This window comes from Paenibacillus nuruki, from assembly GCF_963311185.1.
GTDB classification, from domain to species: domain Bacteria; phylum Bacillota; class Bacilli; order Paenibacillales; family Paenibacillaceae; genus Saccharibacillus; species Saccharibacillus nuruki.
Map to the genome: position 1 here is coordinate 1,861,218 of NZ_OY725677.1, position 20,402 is coordinate 1,881,619.

Sequence of the window (20,402 nt, forward strand, 5' to 3'; positions counted from 1 at the left end):
TCTATAATGCAATTACGATAGATCATTATGATTGTGTGATTGTTCTTTGGAAGGGATAGCAGAAGCTACAGGAAATTGAGCTAATTTACTTTGTAACGCTCGAAAAGTTATCCCACGTTCATCTCCTAATACGTAAGCCTGCACTCCTTTTCCTTGCCAGTAATCATATTGATCCGGTTGACGAGGAATTGCGCAATAAGGGATCTGTTGGTCAGCGGCAACTTGTTGAATATGATCCAATGCTTGACGCACATGAGGGTGCTCGGTCTGCCAAGGTACACCATAAGATTGTGATAGATCAGCTGCTCCTTCAAGCACCATATCGATTCCTTTTATACTTAGAATCTCATGGATGTGTTCGACTCCTTTGACCGTTTCAATCATCGGTATAACCATGATTTCTTGATTCGCTCGATCCATATAATCCACTAGATTGTCTCGTCCAAAAACACCTGGTCGCCCGCTATTCATACTTCGTTGACCGATAGGGAAATATTTAGCCGCTTGAATCACGGCTTCGATCTGTTCTTTAGTTTCCACTTGCGGAATAACTATTCCCATCGCTCCGCTATCGAGCACACGTAAAATCACTTTGGCATTGATTTCAGGGATACGTACCAATGGTGTAATCCCAGATTGTTCAGCCGCACGAAGCATATGTTCAACCGTCTCAGGATTGATCATCACATGTTCCATATCAATAATTACAAAATCAAAACCAGCATAAGCGATCATTTCAACCATAATCGGTGCAGGCACAGAAGCGATTAATCCAAATACTGTCTGCTGTTGTGCTAATTGCTGGCGTAGCCGATTGGACGTTAACATGTGGATTGTCGGTAAGCATATAATGGGTTCATTCCATCTTTGAAATGAAGCTCACCATCTCCGAACAATCTTCTTTTGGTTAATTCTTCGATTAATACTGTCTCCGCAAACAGATCAAAACAATCAAACCGTTCTTGATGCTGTGGATGGTCATGCTGATATTGATGGATAATATCGGCAGTCATTTTCCAGAATGATTGTTCGGATAACTGATAATGCTGTTCCAAAAACATGCACATTTCTGTAGCTGCAATAAAAAAGAACGCATCATAAGAGAAATCCCGTACATCATCAGGGTTATTCGTTTGGATAAATGAATTACGATTGATCTTTGCATGACTTGGCGGTTCTGGCGTTAGATCAGGGCATAATTCAGGTTCTACCAGATGTGCCACTGAGAAACGCACACCGTCATGAAAATCTTTGAGCGCAATACGTGTAGGTAATCCATCATGATGAATCAGAATAATATTTTGACCGTGTGATTCCATTCCAATTCCGTGCGCATATAACATATGAATAATAGGAGTAACCGTTGCTGTTAACATGGCATATGTCCACCGTTCTACTCCATATTGCTGTATCCACGGATCGATCAGAGGTACACCGCTTGGTTGCACATGACATAATCCGTTGAAAGGAACGCCGTCTTCCCCTTCTTTTAGATACGTATGCAGACTTTCACGCCAGATCGTTCCTAATGAACCATAGGTCTGTGACTGTCGATATTCGGGCAACTTTTCATAATTGAAAGTGATTCCTGCACGCTCACATAAAACTACAAATCCAAGCTGACGTGCAGTCTCGTTATGTTGAATCAATCGAGTTAACCAATCTGTAATCATCGCTCCATTAAGAACCGTATGCCCTGCTAATATACGAGCAGTTGATGTATTGGTAATACTTAATGCCATTTTTAGATAAGGCGCTTCGGGTCTTGTTCGATTGCCTAATGTACGAATCGATTGCTGAGCATAATAAGCATCATTTCCAATTCCGAGCGGAACGATCTGTTGACTGGCTAGTTCACAGTAAAAAGCCGATACAATCTTATTCTTCCACTGCCACGGATGAACAGGGATCAAGTGATAATTTTCTATATTCAATTGTTGCTGTTGTAAAATCTGCTGAAATTGATTCCATTGCTTGGTGCCTAATGATTCCTGCATAAATGAATCGTGATCTTCGACTGTAGTTGAAAAAGCAGACAAACTGTATTCTTTAGTCACCGCTAACCAAATCGGGTACAACGATTGTTGAAATTCTGGCCCATACTGAGCATTATCTTCTAACGTAAAACCGATTCTAGATTTATAACAAGGATGGTATGGATGACCGTCTTTGATCTGCCCTTCCAGCTGATCATAATAAGGCTGTTCTGTTGAGAATACACTTTGTTGTACATATGCTTGAGATTGTAAATCTTTCAATAATGTCTGTTCCAGTTCATTACGGAATTGTTGTAGCTTCTCCCCTTGTTGTACTTGTTGAAGTACTTCATTCAAAAATTCATGCAGACGTGCTGTCTGTTGTTGTCCGTCTGTCGCTATTCGTATAACAGGAACTTGCTCTAATCTTACTCTGCCAAAGCTCACCATCCGCTTACCCGTACACATATACTGCACCTTTTGTTGATCTGTAGTTACACCGGCTATAGTAAACTGCTGATAAGCTTTTGGCTCTGATAAGCTAGAACGTATTTGTTGCTGAGACATTTCAGTCTGAAGATAAGGAAGAATATCTTCATAGATGATTGCTTGCATTAATTGACGAATAATTCGCTGTTCTACTGCTGGAAAATGTTCTGAATGGAGCGCTTTGATCATATCAAAAGGATCAGTCGATTGTGTCAATGATAAGGCTGAATACGTAGGTAATTGTTGTGTAAACGTCATTATTTCACCTCGGATTAAGTTAGTCATACCTATAGAGATTGGATGTTGGAACGTGTCCGTAAAATTTGCATGAATTGAGTGACATTATTCTTCGTTTTTATCAACTTTTAGCTAGATATAAAGGATTCGGAATAGCGATAAATGAAGGATGATCGCCTTTGGCTTGAAAACAACTGATAAAGTTAGCTTTAGCGGGTAACGTTTCTACGTGTAGTAAAGATTCAATATGATGGCAAAGAGCACTATTTCCTTCTAACGCTGCTTGGGTTCTCCATGTTAATAATTGTTGTTGTACTATATTCCAATAGTGCTGTTCACTACGTTGTTCATAGGCGGCTATGGTGTGAATCAATGAACCTAAATGATTGACTACAAAATAGTATCCTGTTCTTAACCATGAAGTCTCGTGATCATATAGCACATGACTATCCTGTTCGATTAACGGTTGAATCCATTCCTCTACGGATGGACATGTTCGATCAATACTGACTCCTTCCAGATCGCGTACATAATAACAGTCTGGCATCCCGTCTTTGAGCGAAATTAATGAATTTTGCAGATGGGCTTCAAAGCTTATCCCGTAATCTGTAAAAACACGTAATAACGATAAAATAGTAATTTCTGTATACTTTGATAACCATGTTGATAAATGTGGAACTGTATCTTCTGCATGTTGACGAATCACTGATATTAATTTGGGTTCATTAGTGTTGGGCGCTGATTCCAATAGGGAAGCTACAACATACGTATGCTCAGGATCAATCTGTTGTGGACGATAAATGACAGTCATGGCAGCAGTCCATTGCTCTTGCTGCGCCAAAGTCATGGCCGTCGATGAGTTAAACTGGTTGTCGGTAGCTGATTTGCTATCATTTACTTTATGATTTTCCGCTAGATCGGTAGTCCATTGTGTACTTAACGTACCGACTTTTACTGAACTGTAGCCTGTTTCTGTTAACACTTTAAAATGATTCGATTCTATCGCTGTCCGTTTATGATGAATAATGCGTGCAGCGTCGATAGTCCGTTTGGCTTGTTCTATTGTATTTTCACGAATAAGATTCGTTATTCGGATATGCAAGGGTAACTTATATCCTCGATGGTCTTTGGGATTCCAGACTGTTCTGACCGAAGAAGTCGGATATAGTTCATCACCTAATGACCCTAACAATACCAAATACTGAGACTGTATCGCTTGCTCCACGATAGGAAGCGTCTGAATATACTTTGCTTGCCACGGATGCATTGGTAAAAGGTGATATTGATCTGCCTGTACACCTTTTGCATGTAACAGGTCTGTCGCTTGCTGATATATAGCAGGTGAGATTGCTTCTTGTCTGGTCTGCTCATCTAGCCAGTGTTCCTCGATATAGATCGACTGTACTGCAATATAAAACAACTGAAAGCTAGCTCCCATTTCTGGACTATATAATGCTAATTCAGGGATAGCGAATCCTTCTGAACTTTTGGGAAATGGATGAAAAGGATGTCCTGCAATCAGTGACTGTTCCGAATAGATATACTCGTTACAATCTGAACCCTGATCAGCAAGATGATGATCATAGTAATATTCCATTTTGGTCAGACTGTTTCCGATGCGATCTACCATCTGTTGCTTCTGCGAATCTCTTGCCTGACTATCTGTATAATGACTTACTTCTTCGATCATATAATCGATCAACTGATAGGCCGTTATGATCGCTGGAGATTGCTCTTGTTCAATACACACAAAATAATAAATATAATGATACTGACCGATCAGAGAATAATACGTCACCCCTGTCTGTATCCATCGCCCGGTAAAAGGAAGCTGGATCAGTATCATGTCATACGATTCTTCGATATTGATATCTAATCTGGATATCATTTTGTTGTGCAGTAAAGGGAACTTCTCAATCACGGCTGAAATTCTAGGGTCAAATTGTTTCGTTTCTCGTAAATAACTATTGAGTATCGCTTGAATACTTGTAGCAAGTGCCCACTTTTTGGCATCTGAAATAGGATTTCCTGTTAATTCAAAGTCTTTACTATCCGTTGTTTGTTGCATTATTTTCTGATTTTGATGAGTATCTATAGAAGACACATTATGCACTCCTTTTCGTATGATGGATAGGCTCAGAAGATGTTACCGTCTGATGCATAAAGAAAGCTGCTGGAATCGTAAATAAAATGATTATACTTAACACCCAGAATCCCTGATTGATCGTATGCAATGTGCTAAAAGCATCTGAATGTCCATCGGCTATAAGCTGAGTCCGCCGAACTTCATAATAGACTGAAATGATCACAATTCCGAGTGAGGAAGTCATTCTTCGAATCACATTATTCATGGCTGAGCCTTGAGATACCAACTGATCAGGAATTGCATTTAACCCTGCTGTCGTAACAGGCATATTCGATAATCCCAACCCTACTCCGCGCAACATCATCAGTACAAAAATGATCCAGATTGGCGAATTAACTTGCAACATACCCAGCATCGCAGTCGTAATACAGGTCATAGATAAACCAATCAACACAATCATTTTTGGTCCTTTACGATCAAGATGCTTACCTGCAATTCGGACAAAAATACCTGTGAAAATCGCTGAAGGTAAAAATACCAATCCGGTCATCATTGCACTATATCCGTATACATTTTGCACCAGTAAAGGAACCATAAAAATCGTAGCAAACATCGCAATGGCTTGTACACTGACTACCACGACACTAAGCGTATAAGTCGGAATATTGAAGATACGCAGATGCAGTAATGGTTGTTCTTTGGTTAACTCCAAACGAACAAAAATAATAAGCAATACAACTCCAACTCCCAGCATCACAAGATTAGACCCTAACCATACATCTGCCAGATGCTTCATTTGACTCAGTGTCCATAAAATAATGCCAACTCCCAGCGTCACTGTAACAAATCCGCTCATATCAAATGTTCGCTTCCGATCAGGGGTCGTATGTGGCAAATACTTAAGCCCAATCAGTAACCCGAGCAATCCAGTAGGTACATTCATCCAAAATAAAGATTGCCAGCTTCCCCATTCGATCATCATTCCTCCGACTGTGGGGCCAATAGCAGGTGCAACCATAATCGCAATGCCCCAGACTCCTGTCACACGACCACGTTCATTTTTGGGAAAAGCATCGAACATAATCGCTAGTGATAGCGGAATCATCAATCCACCTGCAATCCCTTGTAACCCGCGAAAGCAGATTACAGATAACAAATTCCATGAAAATGACCCAAGTATAGACCCGATAATAAACAGGAACAGTCCGAGCAAATAGATTCTTTTTTTACCAAATCGATCGCCCAAATATCCTGTTAATGGCATCGTCATTCCCATACCTAACAGAAAAATAGTAATAATCCAACTGGTGGAACTGGCACTACTCTGAAAAACGTTCATCAATTCAGGGACAGCCGGATTAAGCGAACTGTTATTCAAAATGACTGTAAATGTTCCTAATAAAATACTACATAAAATCATCCATTCCGCAGAAATAGCTAACTTAGATCGATGCTTGATCATTACACTGTAGAAGTCTGTAACGTTTGATACGCTGTAGTGACAGCTTCACCAAAAATACGAGTGACTTCTAATACTTGCTCTCTTGTAATAATAAGGGGTGGTAAAAAACGCATGACGGTAGAATGTCTTCCTCCTACTTCCAGAATCAGTCCACGTTTCAAACATTCTTGCTGAATCAAGCTTGCTAATTGTGGATGTGCTGGATAATGCCCTAGATGATCCATGATGTGCTGATCATTTACAATCTCCACTCCAATCATTAATCCACGACCACGAATATCACCAATACAACCCACTTGCTGTTGAATCTGGTGTAACTGTTCTACCAATAACAATCCCATATCAGTGACATGCTCAGGCAAATGATGTTCACGAATATAACGTAATGTTGCAAGTCCTGCTGCCATCGCCATCTGGTTACCACGGAAAGTACCAATATGTGCACCTGGATTCCATTGATCCAAATCTTTGTTATAGATAACAACAGATAGTGGTAAACTTCCTCCGATAGCTTTGGACAATACCAATGCATCAGGAATAATACCTGCATGTTCAAAAGCATACAATTGGCCTGTCCGACCAAGCCCTGTCTGTACTTCATCAATAATTAATGGAATATTGCGTTCTTGTGTAATACGACGCATTTCACGAATCCACTCTACAGGAGCAGGAATAGAGCCTCCTTCACCTTGTACCACTTCAAAAATCATTGCACATGGCGATACAATGCCACTCTCAGGATCATCCAACAAATTTTCGATATAACTACTACTGATCTGATGCGTCTGTTCTCCGCCTATTCCGAAGGGGCAACGATACTCATACGGATAAGGCATAAAATGAACATCAGGAATCAATCCATTCACACGTTCTTTTTGCCCTAATGTTCCACTAAGACTCATTGCGGCATGAGTCGATCCATGATATCCCCCTTGAAAAGATAAAATACTACGTTTACCTGTAGCTGTTTTGACTAACTTTATCGCCGCTTCGATTGCATCTCCTCCGGTAGGGCCACAAAATTGAATTTTGGCATTTTGGGCAAAAGATGGCGGAAGACTTGCAAATACTTCTTCTACAAACTGTTCTTTGAGGGGTGTAGTCAGGTCTAAGGTATGCAACGGATGCTTGTTGGTTAGTAATTGCTGAATCGCTTCGATCACAACAGGATGATTATGTCCAAGAGCTAATGTTCCTGCACCTGCTAGGCAGTCATAGTATACTTTGCCATCCATATCTGTAATATGAATGCCTTCAGCTTCTTTGATGACAATTGGTAATCGGCGTGGATAGGAACGAGCATTAGACTCTCTTTCGGATTGGCTTTGCAAATAACGTGTATTTTGAGATACGGCTGAATCTACTGTTTCTATCATCATAATCGCTCCTTTGATATTGATAATCATTTTCAATTAGGCACTTCTCTAGTATATGGAATAAATTTCTAGACTCCATAGACATTTACGTCCTGTATTTGTACAAATACTACATCTTCATTTTTAGGAATCGCGATCAGACAAAAAAAGACGACTCTATAAGAGAACTATAGAAATCGTCGATACAACAAATTAGCTATTCATTTTTCGATATGTCCATGTATGAATAAGCTCTTGGTATTTCTTTTCGTTGGCAGAATGAGGGTCATTTTCCCTAGATGATAATGTGGATTCTATCGTAATCTGTTTGTCGATCCATTGGCCTGTCAACCAGCTATAATGCTTATCTACAGGTAAAGCGATTTGCCAATCGTATTTATTACTAGCTGAATCTGTAGCTTCATAATGTCGCCACTCTACCGCTGTCCAATCGATCCATGCAGTCGATAATGCAACCGGTACATGTGGAATCAGGCTACCTGCTCTGACCAGTATAATGATCGGAATGATGGATTCTGCTATATGATGCCATGTAGAGCCTGCATATCTCTTACCTGTCTGGTAATCGATCCACTCTCCAGAAGGAGTATACACCTCTCTAGCTGTCATTCCTTGTTCTAACATCGGAGCAATTAACAGATCTGTTCCTAGCAAATACTGATCTTCAATCTGCCATACACCCGGTTCATCTGGATATTCAAGCAATAGTGGACGCAGTAATGGAATACCTTGTTCAGCACTTACAACCGATTGTGTATAAATATAAGGTATCAACTGATATTTTAACTCAACTGCTTTTCTAAAATCTTCGACAAACTCTTCATCATAATGCCACGGCTCTTTGGGAGGTGCTCCATGACATCGACTATGCGACGTCAACATTCCAAAAGGCATCCAGCGTCGATACAATTCTCGCGGACTTTGATGGACAAATCCACCGATATCATGACTCCAAAAAGTAAAACCACTCAACCCCAACGACATTCCTGCTCGCAAAGAAGCTGCCATGCCATTATCCGTATTTTCAACATCACCGCCCCAATGTAAAGGATACCGTTGACTGCCTGCCCATGCGCTACGTGCCCAGATAATCGATTCACCAGTGACTTTTTGTGTAATCTCAGATACCGCCTGATTATAGCGAAGAGGATACAGATTATGCTCTTTCCATCCCTTTTGACGAGAATAATACGAACCATGAATCGGTGCACTTTCTCCAAAATCGACTTTGATTGCACTTACACCTATATTTAATAATCCTGCAATCTTTTGTTGATACCATACTACGGCGTCAGGATTGGAAAAGTCTAAAATGGCATCTTCCCCTGCAATATAACCATTGCCATCACTAATCGCATAACCTTTGGCAATAATCTCTTCATATAGCGGATTAGAAGGCATAAAATAAGGATACTGCCATAAGCTAATCCGATATCCCTGCTCACGTAAATCCGTAATCATTTGCTCTGCATGATCAAAACGACTGGTCGAAAATTGATAATCACAACGCCAATCATGCTCAAACCAACCGGTATCCAGATGAATGACATCACAAGGAATCCGGTGCTCTTGCAACTGACTAGCGACTTCCCTCACTTCTTGTTCGGATTGATACGTTATACGGCTCATCCACAATCCGAAAGACCACAACGGTGGAACAGTAGATTTCCCTGTTAACGATGTGTAACTAGACAGTATTTGTTTGGGTGTGCCGAAAAAGAAAAATAAATCCAGTTCATCTTCCCCAATATAGATCGTATTGGTTCCATCAAAATGATGACCTACATCACAAGTCATCGGACAGCTATGATGAAAAAACATCCCATAACCTCGATTACTCCATAACAATGGAATAGGCTTATACATATCTGCGGTCTGCGCGCTTAAAGGATCATATGTAAACCAGTTAAACTTTTGTCCACGTTTATCCATTTTCAAAAAGGATTCGCCACCTCCATATAATCGTTCTCCTGGAGATAAAGCAAAACTTGCTGCTAGACTACGATTCATATCTTTCGCAGATCGGATAAAACAAAATGGCGTTGGATCGGAGCTGAGAATAGAAGCTTGATCTGCCATATGATGTGTGCGTGTTAATAACTTTCCTGTAGCATCTCGAAACTCTATCCGCCATGGTTGGTATATTATCGTTACCGAGCCGTAATCACTTCGATACGTCACATGATCATTATCCTGTTGTTCGATAATCCAATCTTGACTAACAGGTATTTCTTCCTCTGCAAGCATCAGACTATGGCGGGGTTCTAAAGCGGGCTTACGAACGGTTAATCGAATCCGAACTGTCTGTGCATCAACAAATTCCAAGCGAAAAGGAAAAGAAGGTGATTCGGTATAGGCAGGAAATTCCCACGATTCTGTGGCTGTAAAAGGCAATGTATATTTACCAAAATCCAATCTAGGCTTACGTGAATACCGTTCCCAATGTATCTCGCCGGTAGCCGTTTCGGGATTGAAATGTTCGATATGCATCCCCATAAAATAGGTATTTTCAATCTGTCCAAATGCTTTGCTCATATCAATAGGTTCACAAAGTAATGCTGTATCATATAATCGAATCATTTGTAGTTATCCTCTCACTATTTATTCAATTGATAACGTTTACATCTTAAAATATTGTATACTTTTGTATAGATTCAACCTACTCTAATTCTATGTAGTATTCGCACAATATTACGATCATCGAAGTACATCAAAATAAAATATATGTTCTACCGTATCGCTTCCGATTCCTATACCGTCTAATTTCACTATACATATAATGGAGGTTGACCACAGATGCAACTCTCACCCCCTTATGAAGTTACTCAAATGCCCGACAAAACATTTCCGATTAATATCTTTCATGTTGCTGCACCTCATTGGCGCTGGGTACCTTTGCACTGGCATGAACATTTGGAATGGATGATCGTCTATAAAGGCTCTTTCCGTGTTCAAATCGGTACAGAGCATCAAGATATTACGATAGGAGATATTGTGTTTGTTAATACCCGTCAGATTCATGCCGCTTTTCCTTTGGAGGAAGATACTGAATTGATATGTATTGTGTTCAATGAAGCATTGATTCGAAATATCCAGTTAGATCATACAGAGTCACGTTATATTCGACCCCTATTGGAAAACCAATTAGGACTACCAGCTATTTTCACCAAAGATCATCCGTTAGCCAAACAGATCACCTTTTATTTACAACAGATGATTATAGAGTATGAACAATCTACCTATGGTTCTGAATTATTGATCAAATCCTATCTGCTGGCTTGTATAGGTTGGCTTTATCGTATTGTTGCTCATGATCATATAGAGTTGCCTGCCTCCCATCAACCTGCTTATATGCAACCTTTGTTTCAACATCTGAGTCATCATTTTCGAGAATCTATTTCGATCGAGACAGCCGCTGAACTATGTCAATTGACGCCTACTTATTTCTGTTATTTATTTAAAAAGACAACAGGCAAAACATTTATTGAATATATCAATATGCTACGTATTCATGAAGCCGAGCAATTGTTACGTTCTGGTGATTGGAATATCAGTCAAGTGGCTTATCACTGCGGATTCACGAGTCTAAATTACTTTGGCAGAGTATTTAAACAATACAAACAGATGTCGCCAAGTCGTTGGCTCAAGCATATCGCCAAATCGTAGAATGAACTAAAGTTGTATTATTGTGTAGAACATGTGTATTTCTACGCTCTTTTGTAAATACAGTTTATTTTTCACCTTTCATAAAATACAATAAAATGGAAATTAAACCATATAAAAGGTGGGGTATTCATGTTGATACGCAAGCAGATTGCTATTCTTTTATCCACGCTATGCTTATTTACATTATTGGGATCATGGACTTGGAATTCTCAAGCCGAAGCAGCAGGCACTTGGAAACAGATCTGGTCAGATGAATTCAATGGCTCTAACGGAACAGGGGTAGATGGTTCCAAATGGAATTCAGAAACAGGTGCTGGCGGTTGGGGAAATAACGAGTTACAGTATTATACAAATCGTACCAACAATGCTTATATGGATAATGGCAATCTGGTTATTCAAGCGTTAAAAGAAAATTATAATGGTGCTCCTTATACATCGGCTCGCTTAACAACAGCTGGCAAATTCGACGTGAAATATGGAAAAATTGAAATGCGTGCTAAGCTTCCCTATGGTAAAGGCATCTGGCCTGCATTCTGGATGTTAGGTAGCGATATCGGTAGCAACCAATGGCCAAAAAGCGGTGAAATCGATATTATGGAATACGTAGGTGCTAATGCTCCAAACACTATGTATGGCACTATTCACGGCCCTGGTTATTCAGGCGCAGGTGGTCTATCTGCGGCTTATACTATCGGTGAAAATATCAGTAACGCTTACCATACGTTCTCGATTGAATGGGAACCGAATGTCATCCGCTGGTATGTCGATAACAATCTATACCATACACGTACATCAGCAGATATTGGTGGTAATCAATGGGTATTTGATAAACCATTTTTCTTATTACTTAACTTAGCTGTAGGCGGTAACTGGCCTGGCTATCCTGATGCAAGTACTACATTCCCGCAAAAATATGCAATCGACTATGTACGTGTATTCCAGCGCTCTGGAGATACAGGTAATATTGTAGCCCTTAAAGCTGTAGCTAATGGAAAATATGTAGCTGCTGAAGATTATGGAAATGCACCTCTACTTGCTCGTTCTACTACAGTAAGCGATTGGGAGAAATTTGAGTTAATCGATCTTGGAAATAACAATGTTGCTTTGCGTTCTCTAGCTAATAATAAATACGTATCTGCTGATAATACAGGTGCAAGCCCGTTAATAGCTAACAAAACGGCGATTGGCACATGGGAAACGTTCCAAATCGGAACAACAGCCGATGGGAAGCGAACCTTCAAATCATTAGCGAATAATCAGTATGTCTGTGCAGACAATTATGGAGATAGCCCGCTGATTGCGAATCGAAGTACTATTAGCGGTTGGGAAGCTTTTGAAGTGATCAAGCAGTAAAAAGTAAAATGTAAAGGTATCACTAATTAGCACTATTATATTCACTATTACAATGCAAAAAGGAAGCCTATACGCAATCTCAGGCTTCCTTTTTGCATTATTGCTGTTTTTAATTTTAGGCATTTTATTTATGATATAGAATCTAATTCGGAATAGCACTTGTCACAGCGTTATCTACAAGAAAAGGATTGTATGACCTTAAAATCATCTTTATTTCGCAATCTTACTATTCTGATTCGCTACTCGTAAATAACGGAAGAAAAAGATAAATACTATTGCCATCCATATCGCAAATACGAGGAAAATATTACTGAACGTATTGGCTTCACTATAATGCCATAAGCTATTAAATGACCACGGCGATTGTACACGGTCTAAAATCAATCCCAAGACCGTTGTCCCAATGGCTCCGGAAATAAAGCTTAACATCATGTATAGACCCATCCCTACACCTACTTGTGCGCCGTCTAGTGTCCGAGAAACGGTATTCGCAAGCCCTACTTGGGCAAATGTCAGTCCGGTGTTCCCAATCACCAGTACGCCCATAATCATCCAGTACGAACGATCTGTAAACACAGCAAGAATGATATACGTAATCAGTTGTAAAATAAAAGCAATCCGAAGCAAAAACGTATTTCCTTTGCTATCTGCAATGCGTCCACCGACGATACCAAAAATAGCAGCGATCAATGCACCCGGAAACATAATCATACCAATCGTAAAGGAAGACAACTGATGAATACTGCTTAACATTTGGGGTATCAAGTAAGGCACACATAGATTAAAGATCAATGCCAGACAAGCGATAATCATCGTTATTGTATAGGTGGAGTTACGAAAAATCGCTGGATCCAGAAAAGGCTGTTTGGCTTGACGAATATACAGAATAAAGATAATTAATAATACAATCGTCATCATCGCAAGAATAAGGCTTACATTGGTAATCGCTAGTAAAAGTAATGTTACGGTTGCTGCTAACATTACACCGCCCCAGAGGTCTATTTTCAGCGGACGTACCTGATCTTGATTAAGATATTTGCGGAAAAATGGAATCGTTACTAATGATAGCAAAGAGATTGCAAATAAATAACGCCAATCTGCAAAACTGGTAATCATACCTGCAATAATCGGCCCCATAGCTGTACCTAATGCCATACCAGAAGAAGTAATGCCTAGTGCTCTCCCACGCTTTTCAGGAGATACATAACGAATCGGAATAATCATTGACGATGCTGGAATAACAGAAGCACCTGCCGATTGTAGAATTCTTCCTGCAATCACCATCCAATAATCAGAAGCGACAAACCCTACAATAGAACCGACTGCAAATAAGCAAATACCTACAGTCAGCAAATTTTTAAGACGGTATTTATCGGCTAGCTTGCCATAAGTCACTGAGCCAATCGCGTAAATAATAATATATGACGTTACGACCCAGCTCACTTGTGAACTACTGAGATCAAAATCTTGACGAATGGACGGTAAAGCTACATTAAACATCGTTGAGTTCATGACAGAAATGATCATAGCCAATGCTAAAATATAAATAATTTTCATAATATACCTGAATACTAGCCTTATACACATAGTAGAGACGTATAAGACTAGCGTTATTCTTTTCCTTTATCCCATTATTCTGGACGGTGACCGCCAGGTGGAGTTACAACTTTAAGATCCAACGTTTGGATATTCGCAATCACTCGATCCATACGAAGAGGTCCCGGTGTATCAGGGAAAATATAATGTTCATATTCATCTCCTAATAGACGGAAAAACGGTTCAAATAATCCACTAACCAGTACACCTACAAATTTGGTATAGTGTGTATCCAGACGATAAGAGTGTACGGTTCCAGCAGGTACATGCAAGAAGTCACCGGGTAACAATTGAACTTCTTCTCCATTTGCCCACATCGTCATCTGTCCTTGTACACAGAAAAAGGTCTCTGTATGGTGTTCATGATAATGAGATACGATGGCATCTCCTTTGGGTCCTTCTGTAGATACCATAATATAATCGCCATCTGTAGACGCTTGTGTAGCCAATAAACGATGTAATTGATCCCCTGTTAATAATTTGGTACCTTCTCCACTTTCTAATACATAAGCTGCTACAGATTCAGGAATTACACTGTTGCTGACCAAGGTATAATCAGGAAATACGGTTTGTGATGTAGAAAACATAATGTCTGCTTGTTGCTCAGCTTGTTGTAAATGTTCCGTAGAATACACATGGTTGCTAACTGCTGGATATTCATATGGTGTATGGGCTTGACCTAAGATCTCATAAATATCAGTTACATTACCTGCGATAGAATAGGAAATAAACGCATTACGATGAGCCAGCAATTGATACGCATGTTCTGTCATTGGTGGAATATGTGCATAATCGCCCGGTAATAATAGATGACTCTCCCCATTAATCACAAATTGAATTTTACCTTCTAATACAAAAATAGATTCATAGGTGTTCTGATGCGTATGCAGTGGGAACGATTCCCCTTTAGGCCCTGACAGAATAGCCGCTGATAAAATATCGCCTGTACTTTGAAAATTAGCGATGACAGTAGCTAACTGTTTGCCAAATAAATAACGTTTCCCTTCTCCTCGGCGAAGTAAGTAAGGTGCTACAGTATTTGGTAAATGTGTTGTTAATGATGTTGTCATATGTTCCTCCTGAAATGTGAGTATTCGTATAGTCTGTAAGAGTTATTGTTGATCTCTTGTACTATTTTATTGTAGCGAAATCTACAAATTTGAAATATAGTTGAATACGACAAAAAAATAGGCAAAAGCGACATACGACTATGTTGTATAGAGGAGCTGTAATATGTCATCATCCGATCATTCTTTTCAAATGCTTGAGCATCCTTTTCCTATAGAAACACCGATCTCTTTTAAAATGTTTACGGTGGAAGGCTCTTTTCAAGAACACGCCCATAATTTTTATGAGATTATTTATATATCAGAAGGTAAAGGCACATTATTTATTCATAAAGATTCCTTACCTTTTGAAGAAGGAGACTTATTTTTTATTCCGATTGGGATGCCTCACTTGCTCAAAGCAGAATCTTCTCCCTCTGCTGTACCTTTGCAAATGATGAATTGTATGTTCCAAACGGAGCTTCTTGCACCTCAATATGAGCCCAAAAATGAATTAGATCGCGAATTTGACGCAATTGCCCAATTTTTTCGTCAAAGTGAAGATTGGTTACGGTATCAAGATCAAGGTGGGGAACTGGCTCGAATAATGTATAGCATGAATTTTGCTGTTAATTCTCAGTCACCGGGTTTTCATTATAAGTTGTATATTTGCTTACTCGATCTGCTCAATACATTGTACCGACTCCAACAATTCAGTCTGTTATCGAGACCTGATAAATGGGTTGATCCTGTTGCTTTCACAATTGAATATATTCAAGTCCATTATCGTGATCCACTCAAAATGGAAGAGTTCTGCCAATGGTTATCTATCAGTCCCCGCCATCTTCAACGCAAGTTTAAAGAAACAACCGGTTATACGTATACTCAGATGTTGCAACAAATTCGTATACAAAAAAGTTGTGAATTGTTAATCAGTACCGATCGAAGTATTCAACATATTGCTGACGAAGTTGGTATCCATGATATGAAATATTTTTATCGTTTGTTTAAAACAAGTTGTGGGCTGACTCCGCTTCATTTCCGTCAGCATCACGCACGTACCAAATAAAAAGAACCTTTCTCCTACAGTCTATGCTGTATTAAGAAAGGTTCGTTTTTTATGGAGAGTATTCAGTTCTAAAGGACAACTTAAAATTAGAATAATGCGCTTGGTGATGTATTGATTTTCCAAAAACCGTTTACTAATTCGAACTTAACCAGCATACGCTCTACTGGATGTGCATCTTTAACATAAGGAACGGTCAAACGATATACACGAGCGGTATCAGTCATGCTGATCATTTTAGCAGTAGAACGGTTAAATTCTAACATACTAGCTTTTTCATTGACCAATTGTGCAAGTTTACCATTGTTTTCGATGATATATTTTTGAATATACGCTTCACTCGCTTGTTGCGTATACGTTTCTTTTAAATAGGCTAACAATTTAGCATGTGTATCAATATCTGTAGACAAATAGCGATATGTTTTGTTATTTAGAGAAAAAGTAACGTTCGTTGTAGATGGTTTACCACCAGTAGATGTATATACATATCTTTTTTCAGCTTCGACAATCAGTGGAGTTACACTATCATGATTTAACTTTTTCACTCCAGTCCATACGCCATCTTTTGTATAATAAGAGACTGCTGGTGTTGTAGCAGTAGTTGTGGTGGATGCTGTTGCTTTAGATGCATTAGCAGCAGGTAATGCTGGAGTTGAAGATGCTGCTTGCACCGAATGTGCTGAATATAACGATGCCGTTACCAAAGCAGTAAGTGCCCAAGTGCCAATAGCCAGTTTGTTTACTTTTTTCATTATTTCATGTCCTCTCAAATGTGCTTTCTTTTATTTTGAAATCTGTAATCGTTACTATGTAACCTCTTTATTATGACATATACATAACCTATATACCACTTTCGCTCAATATTTAACCATTTATATCCATAAAAAGGAGATATTCAAGCGAAACTATTCAAAGATCCATTCTGCGCTAAATTAATTATCATTGCTTTGGATTCTACTATTTAGATCCAACAAGTTAATTATTTCTTTGTAAAAATAGCATGACTATAAAAATAATAATTTGTACAGTAATGATAGTGAATACAGGAATAAATGGACTTATGAGTAAAAAAGGTGCAACTATTATAAAGAGAGAACCTGTTAATGGAATCCAGCGAAATCGAACATTTTTAAAATCATTTATTAGTAAATCCGTTAAAACAACAAACATAAATAGTGCAATAAGTACTGAAAAATAGCCAGCCACAATTTCCAATTGTTTATAAATATCTCCTGTTAACATAGAATGAATAACGATAAAAAGAGAAATAGCAATAAATATTAAAGATATAAATACGGGGAATACAGGTCTAACCATGTTACTTGCAAATTGAAAAAATCGTTCTGTTGATAATTTTTTACCGAGAACTGTATGACTGTTGTTCAGTTCGTCTCTAATCTGTTTTTCTATTAATTGTAATGTATGGTCGGATCGGTTCTCGTAAAACAGTTCTACTTTTTTTCTTAATCTAAAATCTAAATACATCATAGTATCGGCAAGTACATAGATCAGTTCGTTCTGATCTGTTACATGTTTACTGCTTTTACTATAAATAGATAGCGCCGCTTGCAATTTAAAAAGAATCTCCAATTTCTGAGTAGAAGTAGACTGCATATTTTTATCATTTTCAGCATACATAGTCGCAAATGTTTTGTACATAAATACAAAAAAAGTCGCTACACCTGCAATCATAAATTTAGTACTGGCGCTCAATGTATTAAATTGCTCATACATCGCTTGAATATCGATCATCTGCATATTGTATCCCCTACTCTTATGTATTATATTCACAGCAAAAAGGAATTGAATAAAAACTATTCAATCCCCTCTACTATGATTTTCTAACAATAACTTTGCTGTTCACTAAGTCATTTCATATGGGTACATATTAACTTTATTTATTGTATTAAGGTAACAACTGCTCAACAGCTTGACGAACATCGGGTTGATCGAGTTCTCGACCAAAGATTGATACGCTTCCGCTATCTTCACGGGAACGAATTAAGCGTCCCATACCCTGACGAAGACGAAGTAACATATAAGGCATATCGACTTCTTCAAATGCATTAACAGCCTCAGCACGACGTGAAGCAAACAGTGGATCGTTAGATGGGAATGGTAATGACCAGACAATCACATTGGACAATGATGGTCCCGGAATATCTAATCCTTCCCATAGGGTGACGGCACATAATACACTGGTCTCATCTTGTTGGAAAGCAGAGATCAAATGACTAATTTCAGCCGATCCTTCGTACAAAATCCGATACTTAGCATATCCTGTAAGACTTTGTGTACTTTGACGGAAAGCGGCTAATTCTTCGATAGACGAGAATAAAATCAATGCACGTCCACCCGATTGATCTAACAATTCCAGTACACGTTCAGACTGAACATGGACCGCATTCAAGTCGAGCAATCCCAAAGAAGCTCCAGAAGTTGTTGTCACCCCTGGTAATACAGGCATTAGATTCGCTTGCATCTGCTCTTTGTAATCATAAGGAGATGCGACCGAGAAGGACAAATATTTATCAATTCCTAGACTATGCGCAATATAATCGAAAGAACCTTCTACCGATAAGGTAGCTGAAGAGAAAATAACAGGCATTTTTTTAGCAAATACTTTCTCATTCAGAATTTCTTTTACTTTTTTCGGCATAATCACTAAGGTAAGATCAGCTTCTTCCCCTGTCACCCAAGAGATCAATTGATCTTGTCTACGGCAAAGGTTGAGTGCAATTTGAATCATTTCTAGATGTTCTTCTACAATCTTCAACTGATAATCATCCAGTGTAAATAATGCACTTTCAAATACCAATTCTTCTTCAATGACAGCAATCTGTGCTTGCACACGTCCTACTTGATTCATAAGATCGGTATTCCAGTTGATTTCTTTCCGATCCGATGCAGGTACAGGCTGGCTATACTTCGCTAACTTCTCGAATAAGATATCACTTTCCAAAATCACTTCTTCAACAGCTAGCGCTAACGTCTCACGAACTTCGCCTTCTAACAAACGCACTACAATACTTTCAAAAAGCGAATGTTTTAATTTGTGTGTGAGTGCATTTTGAGCCGCTGTTTCAAGCAAATGCCCTTCATCAAAAACAACAGAGCTATGATCAGGTAGCAAAGGAAGTTGTCCTTCACGTTTACGTGCATCATATGTCCAGACATGTTCCATATAAAAGTCATGCGAACAAATAATCAAATCAGATGATTTGCGATAATGTTCACGCGATAACGTTTGCCCACAGCGATGACGTTGCGGACAGACCAGACAGTCTTGGAATACATCCCAACCAATTCGGCTCCATTCGCCATCGGTTAATTCAGGATATTCTTTACGATTCCCATACGGGTAAAAAGATTGCATCGTATCTGGATAGTGAACAAATTCAGGCAAACCTGCATAGATATCACGATAGACATCACTTTCAGTTGCATCGTCACGTACGACATCCAATTTGTTCAAGCAAATGTATTGGTCTGGCGATTTCCCAAGACGGGCATCGACGACCAAGTTCAAGTGCTTAGCCAGTTTGCTAATATCGCCTTCTGGTTTTACCAACTGCTCGATCAACGACTCATCTGCACAAGCAATAATAGCAGGCTTACGTGTATACCGGGCATAAGCAATCGCATACAAAAGATAGACTAATGTTTTACCTGTACCTACGCCAGCTTCTGCAAAAATAGTTTTCTTTTCGGCATATGCTTTTTCCAATTGAAAAGCCATATAAATCTGTTCGTCTCTTACCTCAAAGCCGGCTTCGGGTAAAATATCATAAAATACATCCGCGATCCAATCACTCGCTTGCTTAATAAATGGTTGTCCGGGATCAAATGTAAATGGATAAGTGTTCAATCCGTGTATTCCTCCAAATGATCTAATTTAGTGCATCCTTTCATTATACCTCAAATGTGAACAACAAGGTACAACTGATTATGAACAAATTTTTCACATTTCAAATCTTCTCTCTGCATATCGCAAAAAGTCGCACGATTCAGCGAATCATCCACTGAAAAGCACGACTTTTGTTTAACTT

At 39.0% G+C, this 20,402-nt stretch carries 14 protein-coding genes; 3 read left to right on the forward strand and 11 right to left on the reverse strand.

Annotated elements, in window-relative coordinates:
• Positions 1-12 precede the first annotated feature (12 nt).
• From RCP16_RS08120 to RCP16_RS08145, 6 genes are all read right to left on the reverse strand, one after another.
• Positions 13-828, reverse strand: a complete 816-nt coding sequence (locus RCP16_RS08120; protein WP_308642126.1) for an HpcH/HpaI aldolase family protein — start codon at positions 826-828, stop codon at positions 13-15.
• Complete coding sequence (locus RCP16_RS08125; RefSeq protein ID WP_308642127.1) at positions 822-2,723, reverse strand: IucA/IucC family protein; 1,902 nt, start codon at positions 2,721-2,723, stop codon at positions 822-824. The genes RCP16_RS08120 and RCP16_RS08125 overlap by 7 nt, the downstream gene beginning before the upstream one ends.
• Before the next feature lie 100 nt (positions 2,724-2,823).
• Positions 2,824-4,806 (reverse strand): IucA/IucC family protein, encoded by a 1,983-nt coding sequence (locus tag RCP16_RS08130; protein ID WP_308642128.1) that lies wholly within the window; start codon positions 4,804-4,806, stop codon positions 2,824-2,826.
• A 1-nt stretch (position 4,807) separates the two neighbouring features.
• On the reverse strand, positions 4,808-6,250 hold the full coding sequence (locus tag RCP16_RS08135) for an MDR family MFS transporter (protein WP_308642129.1): 1,443 nt from the start codon (positions 6,248-6,250) through the stop codon (positions 4,808-4,810).
• Complete coding sequence (locus RCP16_RS08140; protein ID WP_371748212.1) at positions 6,250-7,626, reverse strand: aspartate aminotransferase family protein; 1,377 nt, start codon at positions 7,624-7,626, stop codon at positions 6,250-6,252. Before RCP16_RS08140 ends, RCP16_RS08135 begins: the two co-directional genes overlap by 1 nt.
• A gap of 192 nt (positions 7,627-7,818) precedes the next feature.
• A complete protein-coding gene (locus RCP16_RS08145) occupies positions 7,819-10,206 on the reverse strand; it encodes a glycoside hydrolase family 31 protein (RefSeq protein WP_308642130.1) in 2,388 nt (795 codons plus the stop codon).
• A gap of 216 nt (positions 10,207-10,422) precedes the next feature.
• Between RCP16_RS08145 and RCP16_RS08150 the strand changes: the two genes are divergently transcribed.
• Together RCP16_RS08150 and RCP16_RS08155 are read left to right on the forward strand one after the other, a co-directional pair.
• A complete protein-coding gene (locus RCP16_RS08150; protein WP_308642131.1) occupies positions 10,423-11,292 on the forward strand; it encodes a helix-turn-helix transcriptional regulator in 870 nt (289 codons plus the stop codon).
• Between the two features lie 129 nt (positions 11,293-11,421).
• The gene (locus RCP16_RS08155) at positions 11,422-12,645 is read left to right on the forward strand and encodes a glycoside hydrolase family 16 protein (RefSeq protein WP_308642132.1); all 1,224 of its coding nucleotides are present in this window, start codon (positions 11,422-11,424) and stop codon (positions 12,643-12,645) included.
• Between the two features lie 210 nt (positions 12,646-12,855).
• Here RCP16_RS08155 and RCP16_RS08160 read toward each other — a convergent pair whose 3' ends face one another.
• Both RCP16_RS08160 and RCP16_RS08165 read right to left on the reverse strand, forming a co-directional pair.
• A complete protein-coding gene (locus RCP16_RS08160) occupies positions 12,856-14,202 on the reverse strand; it encodes an MFS transporter (protein WP_308642133.1) in 1,347 nt (448 codons plus the stop codon).
• A 74-nt stretch (positions 14,203-14,276) separates the two neighbouring features.
• Positions 14,277-15,311, reverse strand: a complete 1,035-nt coding sequence (locus RCP16_RS08165) for a quercetin 2,3-dioxygenase (protein ID WP_308642134.1) — start codon at positions 15,309-15,311, stop codon at positions 14,277-14,279.
• A 163-nt stretch (positions 15,312-15,474) separates the two neighbouring features.
• Here RCP16_RS08165 and RCP16_RS08170 point away from each other — a divergent pair, with 163 nt between their 5' ends.
• On the forward strand, positions 15,475-16,356 hold the full coding sequence (locus tag RCP16_RS08170; protein WP_308642135.1) for an AraC family transcriptional regulator: 882 nt from the start codon (positions 15,475-15,477) through the stop codon (positions 16,354-16,356).
• An 86-nt stretch (positions 16,357-16,442) separates the two neighbouring features.
• On the opposite strand, the gene RCP16_RS08175 is transcribed toward RCP16_RS08170, so the two are convergent.
• From RCP16_RS08175 to RCP16_RS08185, 3 genes are all read right to left on the reverse strand, one after another.
• Positions 16,443-17,105, reverse strand: a complete 663-nt coding sequence (locus RCP16_RS08175) for a DL-endopeptidase inhibitor IseA family protein (RefSeq protein WP_308642136.1) — start codon at positions 17,103-17,105, stop codon at positions 16,443-16,445.
• A gap of 223 nt (positions 17,106-17,328) precedes the next feature.
• Positions 17,329-18,111, reverse strand: a complete 783-nt coding sequence (locus RCP16_RS08180) for a hypothetical protein (RefSeq protein ID WP_308642137.1) — start codon at positions 18,109-18,111, stop codon at positions 17,329-17,331.
• A gap of 148 nt (positions 18,112-18,259) precedes the next feature.
• The gene (locus tag RCP16_RS08185) at positions 18,260-20,221 is read right to left on the reverse strand and encodes an ATP-dependent DNA helicase (RefSeq protein ID WP_069328265.1); all 1,962 of its coding nucleotides are present in this window, start codon (positions 20,219-20,221) and stop codon (positions 18,260-18,262) included.
• Positions 20,222-20,402 lie beyond the last annotated feature (181 nt).

What these genes read in the sequence shown, in the direction of transcription:
- RCP16_RS08120 (WP_308642126.1), bottom strand. Translation starts at nt 828, where the DNA reads ATGTTAACGTCCAATCGGCTACGCCAGCAATTAGCACAACAGCAGACA.
- RCP16_RS08125 (WP_308642127.1), bottom strand. Translation starts at nt 2,723, where the DNA reads ATGACGTTTACACAACAATTACCTACGTATTCAGCCTTATCATTGACA.
- RCP16_RS08135 (WP_308642129.1), bottom strand. Translation starts at nt 6,250, where the DNA reads ATGATCAAGCATCGATCTAAGTTAGCTATTTCTGCGGAATGGATGATT.
- RCP16_RS08140 (WP_371748212.1), bottom strand. Translation starts at nt 7,626, where the DNA reads ATGATAGAAACAGTAGATTCAGCCGTATCTCAAAATACACGTTATTTG.
- RCP16_RS08145 (WP_308642130.1), bottom strand. Translation starts at nt 10,206, where the DNA reads ATGATTCGATTATATGATACAGCATTACTTTGTGAACCTATTGATATG.
- RCP16_RS08150 (WP_308642131.1), top strand. Translation starts at nt 10,423, where the DNA reads ATGCAACTCTCACCCCCTTATGAAGTTACTCAAATGCCCGACAAAACA.
- RCP16_RS08155 (WP_308642132.1), top strand. Translation starts at nt 11,422, where the DNA reads ATGTTGATACGCAAGCAGATTGCTATTCTTTTATCCACGCTATGCTTA.
- RCP16_RS08160 (WP_308642133.1), bottom strand. Translation starts at nt 14,202, where the DNA reads ATGAAAATTATTTATATTTTAGCATTGGCTATGATCATTTCTGTCATG.
- RCP16_RS08165 (WP_308642134.1), bottom strand. Translation starts at nt 15,311, where the DNA reads ATGACAACATCATTAACAACACATTTACCAAATACTGTAGCACCTTAC.
- RCP16_RS08170 (WP_308642135.1), top strand. Translation starts at nt 15,475, where the DNA reads ATGTCATCATCCGATCATTCTTTTCAAATGCTTGAGCATCCTTTTCCT.
- RCP16_RS08175 (WP_308642136.1), bottom strand. Translation starts at nt 17,105, where the DNA reads ATGAAAAAAGTAAACAAACTGGCTATTGGCACTTGGGCACTTACTGCT.
- RCP16_RS08180 (WP_308642137.1), bottom strand. Translation starts at nt 18,111, where the DNA reads ATGCAGATGATCGATATTCAAGCGATGTATGAGCAATTTAATACATTG.